General features: G+C 71.8%; 8 protein-coding genes and 1 pseudogene. 2 read left to right on the forward strand and 7 right to left on the reverse strand.

Going from position 1 to position 10,398, the window contains the following annotated elements:
• Positions 1 to 1,132 (forward strand): annotated as a pseudogene (locus tag ACFXA3_RS13205) (hypothetical protein); the annotation flags it as partial.
• 35 nt (positions 1,133 to 1,167) lie between these two features.
• Here ACFXA3_RS13205 and ACFXA3_RS13210 read toward each other — a convergent pair.
• The 7 genes from ACFXA3_RS13210 to ACFXA3_RS13240 all read right to left on the reverse strand — a co-directional run bounded on the left by ACFXA3_RS13210 (position 1,168) and on the right by ACFXA3_RS13240 (position 9,107).
• A complete protein-coding gene (locus ACFXA3_RS13210; protein ID WP_385186064.1) occupies positions 1,168 to 2,064 on the reverse strand; it encodes an immunity 49 family protein in 897 nt (298 codons plus the stop codon).
• Positions 2,065 to 2,163: 99 nt separating this feature from the next.
• Positions 2,164 to 3,057: a phosphatase PAP2 family protein gene (locus tag ACFXA3_RS13215; RefSeq protein ID WP_385186067.1), complete on the reverse strand. Its 894-nt coding sequence runs from the start codon at positions 3,055 to 3,057 to the stop codon at positions 2,164 to 2,166.
• A gap of 93 nt (positions 3,058 to 3,150) precedes the next feature.
• Positions 3,151 to 4,200 carry a LacI family DNA-binding transcriptional regulator gene (locus ACFXA3_RS13220; RefSeq protein ID WP_385186070.1) on the reverse strand — a complete coding sequence of 350 codons (1,050 nt, stop codon included), beginning with the start codon at positions 4,198 to 4,200 and terminating at the stop codon, positions 3,151 to 3,153.
• A gap of 26 nt (positions 4,201 to 4,226) precedes the next feature.
• Complete coding sequence (locus tag ACFXA3_RS13225) at positions 4,227 to 5,846, reverse strand: glycoside hydrolase family 13 protein (protein WP_385186071.1); 1,620 nt, start codon at positions 5,844 to 5,846, stop codon at positions 4,227 to 4,229.
• Positions 5,847 to 5,920: 74 nt separating this feature from the next.
• Entirely contained in the window at positions 5,921 to 6,781 is an 861-nt protein-coding gene (locus ACFXA3_RS13230) for a sugar ABC transporter permease (protein WP_385186073.1), read from the reverse strand.
• Between the two features lie 2 nt (positions 6,782 to 6,783).
• Positions 6,784 to 7,824, reverse strand: a complete 1,041-nt coding sequence (locus tag ACFXA3_RS13235) for a carbohydrate ABC transporter permease (protein WP_385186076.1) — start codon at positions 7,822 to 7,824, stop codon at positions 6,784 to 6,786.
• Positions 7,825 to 7,832: 8 nt separating this feature from the next.
• A complete protein-coding gene (locus ACFXA3_RS13240; protein WP_385186079.1) occupies positions 7,833 to 9,107 on the reverse strand; it encodes an extracellular solute-binding protein in 1,275 nt (424 codons plus the stop codon).
• Positions 9,108 to 9,329: 222 nt separating this feature from the next.
• On the opposite strand from ACFXA3_RS13240, the gene ACFXA3_RS13245 reads away from it, so the two are divergent.
• Positions 9,330 to 10,398: alpha-amylase family glycosyl hydrolase (locus ACFXA3_RS13245; protein WP_385186082.1), on the forward strand; the 1,069-nt coding region annotated here is incomplete at its 3' end.

Below are 10,398 nucleotides of genomic sequence, written 5' to 3' on the forward strand. Positions count from 1 at the left end.
GGCCGGGTGGGGGGGGGGGGCGCCGGCGGGGGCGGGCCGCCCCCCGCCCCCCGCGTGGGGCCCCCCCGCGGGGGGGGGGGCCCAGGCCGGGCCCGCCGTCCGGGCGCACGCCGACCGGATCGCCGACGCCCTCGGCAAGCGGTTCGGGCGCGTCGAGGAACTCGCCCTCGCCCTCGCGGGGATGGGCGATGTCCGGGCGCTGCCCGCCCTGCGGGACCTCGCGAAGGACGGCCGGCTGCCCAGTGGGCGCGCCCGCGCCCGCATCCTGGGCGCGCTGCCCGTCGCCGACATGCTTCCGGTGGTGCTGCCCGGCCTGCGGCAGGAGCCGGAGCGGTACCACGCGAGTGTCGTCAGCCTCGAACTCCTCGCCGCCTGGGGGCCGGCCGCCGCGCCCGCCGTCCCCGACGTGATCCGGTACCTAGATTCCCCGTACGCCGACGACGCCCTGCGCGTCCTCGGCCGGATCGGACCCGCGGCCGCCGTGGCCGCGGACCGGCTGGCCGCGTACGCCACCGGTCGTGATCCGCGGGCCCGAAGCCACCACCCGCGGCGGGCCGCATGGGCGCACTGGAAGGTCACCGGGGACCCCGCGCTCGCCCTCGACGTGTGCGGTGCGGCCGTGGGATCGGGGACAGCCGGACACGGCTTGCCCTTCCTCGCCGATCTCGGGCCGGCGGCCGCGGCCCACGCGGACACCGTGCGCGGTCTGATGGCTTCGTCCGGCGCGTGGACCCGGGTCGCCGCGGCGTACGCGTACTGGCGGATCACCGGGGATCCGGAGCCCGCCGTGCCGGTGCTGCTGGCCGAGGTCGATCCGCACTGGACGGGGCAGCCGGCCCTGCCGACCCCGGAGGCCGTCCGCCGGCTCGGCGGGATCGGCGCCCCGGCCGCCGCCGCGGCGCCGCTGCTGCGCCGGATCCACGCGTCGGCGCATCGCCTGGGCCACCCGTACGACGGCGTGCGGATCCTGGCCGACGAGGCGTACGTCCGCACCCTCGGCGAGGCCCTGGCGCGGATGGGGGCGGATGCGGGCCCCGGACGGGGCGGCACCGCACCCGAGCCCGTGCTCCCTGCCCGGCGCAGGCTCCTGGCGGGGTGGCGGGGGCCGCGCACGGCAGCCCGTCCGAGCTGACCAGGGCCGGGCCGGGCCCGGGCGGCCGCGAGCGGTCAGGCGTGCAGGAGGCTCTGCGGCAGGTACGCGGAGGTGATGCCGAGCTGCCAGCCGTGGACCTGGACGGCCAGCGCGGCCAAGGCGATCGTGGCGGCCGGGAACAGGGTCCGCGGGGCCGCGTCGGGGCGGGCGCCCTCACGGATGCCGGCGAGGTTCCCGGCCAGGGCGCGTTCGAAGGCGGCCCGGTCGTCGTCGAGCAGGACGCGCAGCAGCCGCTGGTCCGGCGTGAGCACGCCGAGCCCGTCCAGCCGGCGGGCCGCCTCCGCGCGCTCGGCGGCGTCCGGCTTGCACAGGGTGACGTCCGGCCAGTCCCGCGGCAGGTGCCCGGCCGCCCGGGTGAGGTAGAGGCACAGCGCGTCCATCTCGGCGAGCTCGGCCGGGTCGGAGTGCGAGTCGAGCGGCGAGTAGGGCACGCCGTCGCGGAGGGCCGGCGCGTAGTCCTCCCGCAGCAGCAGCCCGATGACGCGGTCGCGTTCCCGCACCGCCCCGCTGACCACGGACAGCGCGAAGGTGTCCAGCCAGGTCCGGGCGGTGGGTGCCTGGTCGACGGCGTCGCCGAAGGAGATGTCCTCGCTGCTGAGCTCCTCGTGGAGGAGGGGGAAGGGCACCTCGAAGTCGCCGTCCGGGAAGCAGCCGAGGGAGAGTTCCCCGAGCGCGCATTCGGCGGCCGTCCGCAGCGCACGGCGTACGACGGCCCCGCTCAGCCCGGGGTCGGTCTCCGTCTGCGCGCCGACGTGGTCGAGGAGGTCGTCGCGGGTCTCGTGGAGCCCCTTCAGGGACAGCAGCCCCCCGTACCGCAGCCCGTGCCAGTGGTCGTAGGCCCGTCCGGTGACGTCCTCCAGTGCCTGGGACATCCGGTGCTCGCTGACCTCGTGCCGCTTCACGTCCTGCACGCCGCCTCCTTGATCGTTTCACCTTGCGACGCGCACGCTAACAACGCCCACTGACATCGGCGGCGGGTGCGGGTGGGTGCGGGTGGGTGCGGGCGGGTGTCAGCGGGCGGCGCGGAAGCGGTTCAGGACGGCCGCCGTCGCCGGGTGGGGGTCCGTGGCCACGGGGTGCCGCGGCAGGCGGTGGGGGAGCGAGCCGTACCAGGCGCGGGAGACCGTGTAGCCGAACGCCAGGCAGAGCATGCCGCCCGCGGCGTCGAGCCAGAAGTGGTTGGCGGTGGCCACGATCACCACGAGGGTCGCCACCGGGTAGAGCAGGCCCAGGATCCGGGCCCAGGGGGCCGAGGCGACCGCGAAGATCGTCAGCCCGCACCAGAGCGACCACCCTATGTGCATCGAGGGCATGGCCGCGTACTGGTTCGACATGTGCTTGAGGTTGCCGGAGGCCATGGAGCCCCAGGTGTGGTGGACGAGCACGGTGTCGACGAAGTGCCCGCCGTTCATCAGCCGCGGCGGCGCGAGCGGGTAGAAGTAGTAGCCGAGCAGGGCCACGCCCGTGGTGGCGAAGAGGACCATGCGCGTGGCCGCGTAGCGCCCCGGATGGAACCGGTAGATCCACACCAGCACGCCGATGGTCACGATGAAGTGCAGCGTGGCGTAGTAGTAGTTCATGCCGACGATGAGCCACGTCACCGAGTCGACGGCGTGGTTGACCGACTGCTCCACGGCGATGCCGAGGGTGCGTTCGAGGTCCCACAGCCGGTCGGCGTTCGCGAGGGCGGCCGCCTTCTGCTCGGGCACCGCGTTGCGGATGAGCGAGTACGTCCAGTAGCTGACCCCGATGAGCAGGATCTCGAACCAGATCCGCGGCCGGCGCGGGGCGCGCAGCCGGGGCAGGAGAGCACGCTGATCTCCCGGACGGGTCTCACTCTCGGTCACGGGGGGTGACGAGACTTCCGTTCGGGTTTCCAGTGTCTTCACGCTCGCTTCACCCATGGGGACAGAGTCTGCCAGATGCTCTCCCACCTTCGATCATCCCTCGGTAGGGTCTGCGGCGCAGCCACTCACACCTGGGGACGAGACGGTCCCCTACTGTGCCGGCCCGCGGTCGGCGGGCGCCCCCCGCCGCGGGCCCGAGGCGGTGGATCCGCGCACGACCAGCTCCGGCAGGAAGACGAATTCGCCGTGCGGGGCCGGCGTACCGCCGATCTCCTCCAGCAGCGTGCGGACGGCCGCCTGCCCCATGGCCTGCACGGGCTGCCGGATGGTGGTCAGCGGCGGATCGGTGAACGCTATGAGCGGGGAGTCGTCGAATCCGACGACCGAGACGTCCTGCGGCACCCGCAGCCCCTGCTGCCGGGCCGCGCGGATCGCCCCGAGCGCCATCATGTCGCTGGCGCAGACGACGGCGGTGCAGCCGCGGGCGATGAGCGCGGCCGCCGCGGCCTGCCCGCCCTCCAGGCTGTACAGCGAATGCTGGATGAGCTCCTCGACCTCGGCCTCGTCCAGGCCGAGCCGCTCCTTCATCCCCAGCCGGAAGCCCTCGATCTTGCGCAGGACGGGCACGAACCGCTTGGGGCCCACGGCGAGCCCGATGCGGGTGTGCCCCAGCGCGGTCAGGTGGGTCACGGCCAGCTGCATCGCGGCCCGGTCGTCGGGGGAGACGAAGGCGGCCTGGACCTTGTCGGAGAACCCGTTGATCAGTACGTACGGAACGCCCTGCCCGCGGAGTTGGTCGTAGCGGCCCATGTCGGCGGTGGTGTCGGCGTGCAGCCCGGAGACGAAGATGATCCCGGAGACCCCGCGGTCGACCAGCATCTCGGTCAGCTCGTCCTCGGTGGACCCGCCGGGCGTCTGCGTGGCCAGCACCGGGGTGTACCCCTGCCGGGTCAGCGCCTGGCCGATGACCTGCGCGAGCGCCGGGAAGATCGGGTTGTCCAGCTCGGGGGTTATCAGCCCGACGAGGCCCGCGCTGCGCTGGCGCAGCTTGACGGGACGCTCGTAACCGAGGACGTCGAGGGCGGCCAGCACGGATTCGCGGGTGCCTGCGGCCACACCGGGCTTGCCGTTGAGCACGCGGCTGACTGTGGCTTCGCTGACCCCCGCCTGGGCTGCGATGTCGGCTAGCCGTGCGGTCACGGGATTGGACTGTACCGGTCCCCGGCTCACAAAGCCCACCACGTGCACGAATCCGCGGGCAGCAGCACGGTCCGGCCGTCCGTCTCGACCGGTGCGCTGGACAGTACGGGGCGGCCCGGCGAGGGCAGTTCGAGCGGCTCGGAGCGGCTGTTGAGGGTGCAGGCGAAGCCGGGCCGGGTGAACAGCAGGACGCCGTCGGGCGCGGACAGCCAGGTCAGCGGGCCGGCATCGGGGGAGCCGAGGCCGGGCAGCGCGCGGCGCAGCTCCAGGGCGGCCCGGTACAGCTCCAGGGTGGAATGCGGGTCGCCGGTCTGGGCGGCGACGCTGAGCGGGGCCCAGTCGCGGGGCTGGGGGAGCCAGGCGCCGGCCGGGCCGAAACCGTAGGGGGGCTCCTCGCCGGACCACGGCAGCGGGATCCGGCAGCCGTCGCGCAGCCCGTCCTGCCCGGCGCTGCGGACGAAGGCGGGGTCCTGGCGGACCTCGTCGGGCAGGTCGACGACCTCGGGCAGGCCGAGCTCCTCGCCCTGGTAGACGTACGCGGACCCGGGCAGCGCCAGCATCAGCAGGGCGGCGGCCCGCGCCCGGGCCAGGCCCTGCGCCCCGCCGCCGTAGCGCGTCACGTGCCGTACGACGTCGTGGTTGGACAGCACCCAGGTGGTCGGCGCGCCCACGGGCCGCATCGCGTCGAGCGATTCGTCGATGGTCGCGCGCAGCGCGGCCGCGTCCCAGCCGGTGGTGAGGTAGTGGAAGTTGAAGGCCTGGTGGAGTTCGTCGTGGCGCAGGTAGAGCGCGGTGCGGTCGGCGCTCGGGGTCCAGGCCTCGGCGACGCCGATGCGGTCGCCGGCGTACTCGTCGAGGACGGTCCGCCAGGAGCGGTAGATCTCGTGGACGCCGTCCTGGTCGAAGAAGGGCAGCACCTGGTTGCCGAGCAGCTTGAGCTGTTCGTCGCGGCCGAGGTCGGGCAGGCCGGGGGCCTTGACGAGGCCGTGGGCGACGTCGATGCGGAACCCGTCGACGCCGAGGTCGAGCCAGAACCGCAGCACGGAGCGGAACTCGTCCTGGACGGCGGGGTGTTCCCAGTTGAAGTCGGGCTGCTCGGGGGCGAAGAGGTGCAGGTACCACTCGCCGTCGGCGACGCGCGTCCACGCCGGCCCGCCGAAGATCGACTCCCAGTCGTTCGGGGGCTCGGTGCCGTCGGCGCCGCGGCCCGGGCGGAAGTGGAAGCGCTCGCGCAGCGGCGTGCCCGGTCCCTCCCGCAGTGCCTGCTTGAACCATTCGTGCTGGTCGGAGCAGTGGTTGGGGACGAGGTCCACGATGATCCGCAGGCCCAGCCCGTGCGCTTCGCGGATGACGGCGTCGGCGTCGTGCAGGGTGCCGAACATGGGGTCGATGGCCCGGTAGTCGGCGACGTCGTAGCCGGCGTCGGCCTGCGGGGAGGCGTAGAACGGGCTGAGCCAGACGGCGTCGACGCCCAGCTCCTTGAGGTAGGGCAGTCGGCTGCGGATGCCTTCGAGGTCCCCCATGCCGTCCCCGTTGGAGTCGGCGAAGCTGCGCGGATAGACCTGGTAGATCACCGCTTCTCTCCACCAGCCGGGCAGGGTGCTGCCGGCCTGGGTGGGGAGCGTTTCGGCGAGGTGCTGGGTCATGTCGTCCTTGGAGAGATCGGGCCGGGGGTGTGTGGGGGCGGGCGCCGGGTGGTCGGCCCGTGGTCGCGAGGGGGTCAGCCCTTGGTCGCGCCCGCCGTCATCCCGGCGACGAGGTGACGCTGGGCGAAGAGGAAGAAGATGGCTGCGGGGATGGCGATGAGGACGGAAGCGGCACTCATCGCACCCCAGTTGGAGGTGTACTGCGTGACGAAGGTCTGCAGGCCCCCGGCGAGGGTGAGGTGCTCGTCACCGACCATGAAGGCGGAGGCGTACGCGACCTCGCCCCAGGCGGTGATGAAGGAGTAGAAGCCGGTGACGGCGAGGCCGGGCTTGGCCAGCGGGAGGATGAGGCGCCAGAAGGTGCCGAAGGGGTTGAGCCCGTCGACGCGGCCGGATTCGTCGATCTCGACCGGGATGGTGTCGAAGAAGCCCTTCATCATCCAGGCGCAGAACGGCACCGCGATGGTGAGGTACGTGATGATCAGGCCGAGCGGCTGGTTGAGCAGGCCGAGCTGTCCCATGAGGTTGTACAGCGGGACGATGAGGATGGCCATCGGGAACATCTGCGTGATGAGCAGGGTCCACATCAGCGGCTTCATGCCGGGGAACTTGAACCGGCTGACGGCGTAGCCCGTGGTGGCGGCGATGAACACACCGAGGACGGTGGTGATGCCGGCGACGAGCACGGAGTTGCCGAACCAGGTGAAGAAGGACGTCGACTCCACCAGGTAGTGGTAGTTGTCGAGCGTCGGTTCCTTCACGAAGTCGGTGGAGATGGCGTACTTCGCGGGCTTGAGCGAGGTCAGCAGGACCCACAGCACCGGGAAGACGGCGATCACGGACGCGACGATCAGGGTGACGTGCAGGCCGGTGGAGGCGAGCGGCGAACGCTGCCCCCTGGCGCGCGGGCTCCGCGGGGTTCGCGAGGTCGTCATGGTCACCACACCTCTCCCTGCTTGCGCAGCGAGCGCCGGTAGACCAGCGCAAAGATCATGAGCAGGGCGAGGATGAGCACGCCCCAGGTGGCCGAGCCGGCGAAGTCGCGGGGGCTGGACACGAAGGCCTCGCGGAAGGCCTGGGTCACCAGGATCTCGGTGGAGTCGCCCGGTCCGCCCCGCGTCAGCAGGAAGATCACCGGGAACATGTTGAAGGTCCAGATGGTGGAGAGCAGGATCACGGTCATGCTCACCGTGCGCAGCCCGGGCAGGGTGATGTGCCGGAACCGCTGCCAGGCCGTGGCGCCGTCCATCTCGGCGGCTTCGTAGAGCTCCGCGGGGATGGACTGCAGTCCGCCGAGCAGGGCCACCATCATGAAGGGGATGCCGAGCCAGACGTTGACGGCGACGACCGAGAACTTCGCCCAGGTCGGGTCGTCGAGCCACGGGACGGCGGAGATGCCGCCGCCGTCGAGGATCTTGTTGAGGATGCCGCTGTCGCGGTTGAACAGGAACCGCCAGGCGAAGACGGAGACGAAGCCGGGGACGGCCCAGGGCAGGATGAGCGCCATCCGGTAGGCGGCGCGGCCCCGGAAGTCCCGGTTGAGCATGTTGGCCAGGGCCAGTCCGAGCGTGAACGTGATCGACACGCACAGGACGGTCCAGACGATGGTCCACACCAGCCGCTGCAGGAACACGGGGTCGGCCAGGACGTCGGCGTAGTTGTCGAGGCCGACGAACTTGTAGGTGGCCTCGATGTGGTTGGCGCCGATGGTCCGGGCGACATTGCGCTCGTTGGCGTCGGTCAGCGACAGGTAGATGCCGCGGAAGAGCGGCCAGCCGATGATCACGGCGAGGACGAGCACCACCGGGGCGACCATGGCCCAGGCGTACCAGTGGGTGGCGAGGGCGCGCCCCAGTCCACCCCTGCTCGCGCGGGGGGCCTTGCTGTCAGTCCTGCGGCTCCGGCCGCGGGCGGCGACGGTGTCTTCTCCGTCGCGGCCCGCGGCCTTCACCACCGACTGGCTGGTGTCAGCAGCCATTGTCTTGTTTACTTCCAGCCCTTGAGGATCTTGCGGAACTCGACGCCGGCCGACTTGGCCGCGTCCTCCGGGCTCGACGCCCCGGTGATCGCCTTGGTGTATTCGACCTTCAGCGGCTCGAAGAGGGAGCCGTTCTCCGGGATCCAGGCGCGCTCGACGGCCTTGTCCACGGCCGGCTTGAAGAACTGGACCATCTCGTTCGACTTGACGTCCGGCTGCTCGTAGGCGGCGGTCCGGGTCGGGAGCAGGCTGAGGTCCTTGGTGGCCTGCACCTGCACGTCCTGCGAGGTCATGTACTCGACGAAGGCGTGCGCGGCGGCGCGGTTCTTGGAACCGGCGTAGACCGCGAGGTCGTGGCCGCCCTGCGGGGCGCCGGCCTTGGCGGAGCCCGCCGGGACGGGGGCGACGCCGAGGTTGGCCTTGTCCTTGAACTGGTCGCCGGCGTAGGTGTCGGCGACGGCCCACGGACCGTTGATCATCATCGCGGCTTCGCCCGACTTGAAGGCGGTCTGCATGTTGGTCCAGCCGTCGGTGGCGTTGGTGATCGCCGCACCGGAGGTGACCAGGTCGCGGGCGGTCTTGAACGCCTTGACGCCGGCCGGGTTGTCGACGGTGACCGTCTTGTTCTTCGCGTCGACGAGGTCGCCGCCCTCGCCGTAGATGAGCGGGAGGAACCAGTACGAGTCGTCGCCGCGCAGGTAGAGGCCGGCCTTGCCGGTCTTGGCCTTGATCGCGGCGGCGGCGGTCTTCACCTCTTCCAGCGTCTTGGGGGGCTGGACGCCGGCGTCGGCGAGCATCTTCTTGTTGTAGAAGAGGCCGAGGGTGTCGATGACCTGGGGGACCGCGTAGGTCTTGCCCTCGTACTTGCCGCTGGCCGCGGCCTGGGGCAGGAACTCGGCGTCGACCTTCTTGACCGTCTCGGCCGGGACCTCGTCGAGGTAGCCGAGCGAGGCGAAGTCGGCGACCCAGCCGACGTCGGCACGGATCACGTCAGGGGCTTCGGAACCGCTGCTGAAGGCGTTCTTGACCTTGTTCTGCGCGTCACCGTACGGAACGTTGACGTACTTGACGGTGACCTTCGGGTGCTTCGCGGTGAACGCCTCGGCGATCTTCTGGAAGCTGGCCTTCTCGGCGTCGTTCGAGGTGTCCCACCACGTGACCGTGCCGGAAAGCTCGCCGCCTGCCTTGGTCTCGCCGGCCGCGCCCTTGTCGTCCCCACCGCAAGCCGTCGCCGCGAGCGCCAGGGTCGCGACCAGCGCGGTGGCCGCTATGCCACGCCGCATATGAACTCCTTCGATGATCCCGGCCGCGCCCTCGCGGTCCCGAGTTGCTGGGAACGTAACAAGCCTGAAAGCTGACCGAAAGAGCTTGCGGCAATTTTCTGCAAGCGGGGCCGATCGTTACATCCGTGTGTCCTGACGGTTGCCGCCGCTTGCTGGTTGTTCGAACTTCCTTCGGGTCATCAGGCCCGCAACCAGGGGGCATGTACCCGCGTTGACCCCGGTATGACCCATGAGCTGACCGCATCCCGGCTTGCAAGCGCTTCCAGCAAGGTGACCGCAAGCGGCGGCTGGTGGCGCGATGCCGTCATCTACCAGGTGTACGTACGCTCCTTCGCGGACAGCGACGGGGACGGCATCGGCGACCTGCGCGGGGTGCGCGCGCGGCTGCCCCATCTCGCACGGCTCGGGGTCGACGCCGTCTGGCTCACCCCCTTCTACGTCTCCCCGCAGGCCGACGGCGGCTACGACGTCGCCGACTACCGGGCCGTCGACCCGCTCTTCGGGGACCTCGCCGACGCCGACGAGCTCGTCCGGGCGGCCCACGGGCTCGGGCTGCGGGTCATCGTCGACGTGGTGCCCAACCACACCTCCGAGCTGCACGCCTGGTTCCGGGAGGCCCTCGCCGCCCCCGCCGGCCACGCCGCCCGGGCCCGGTACCACTTCCGCCCCGGGCGCGGCGCCGCCGGGGAGCTGCCGCCGAACGACTGGGAGTCCGTCTTCGGCGGCCCCGCCTGGACCCGGACCCCGGACGGCGACTGGTACCTGCACCTGTTCGCGCCCCAGCAGCCCGACCTGAACTGGGAGCATCCCGAGGTCGCGGAGGAGTTCGCGTCCGTCCTGCGGTTCTGGCTCGACCTCGGCGTCGACGGGTTCCGCATCGACGTCGCCCACGGCATGGTCAAGGCCCCCGGCATGCCCGACATCGGCCGCGGCGCCCAGGCCACCCTGATCGGCACCGAGCCGCTCCCCTTCTTCGACCAGGACGGCGTCCACGAGATCCACCGCGCGTGGCGGCGGCTGCTCGACTCCTACTCCCCCGGCCTTCGGCCGGGAGGTGCCCCCGGCCCGCGCATCGGCGTCGCGGAGGCCTGGGCGCCGACCTCCGAGCGGCTCGCCCTGTACGTCCGGCCCGACGAGCTGCACCAGGCCTTCAATTTCCGCTTCCTGAACTGCCCCTGGGACACCGCTGCGATGCGGACCGTCATCGACGAGTCCCTGGCCGCCACCGCCTCCGTCGGCGCGCCGACCACCTGGGTGCTGTCCAACCACGACGTCGTACGCCACGTGACGC

This window comes from Streptomyces sp. NPDC059456, from assembly GCF_042750055.1.
Lineage (GTDB): Bacteria > Actinomycetota > Actinomycetes > Streptomycetales > Streptomycetaceae > Streptomyces.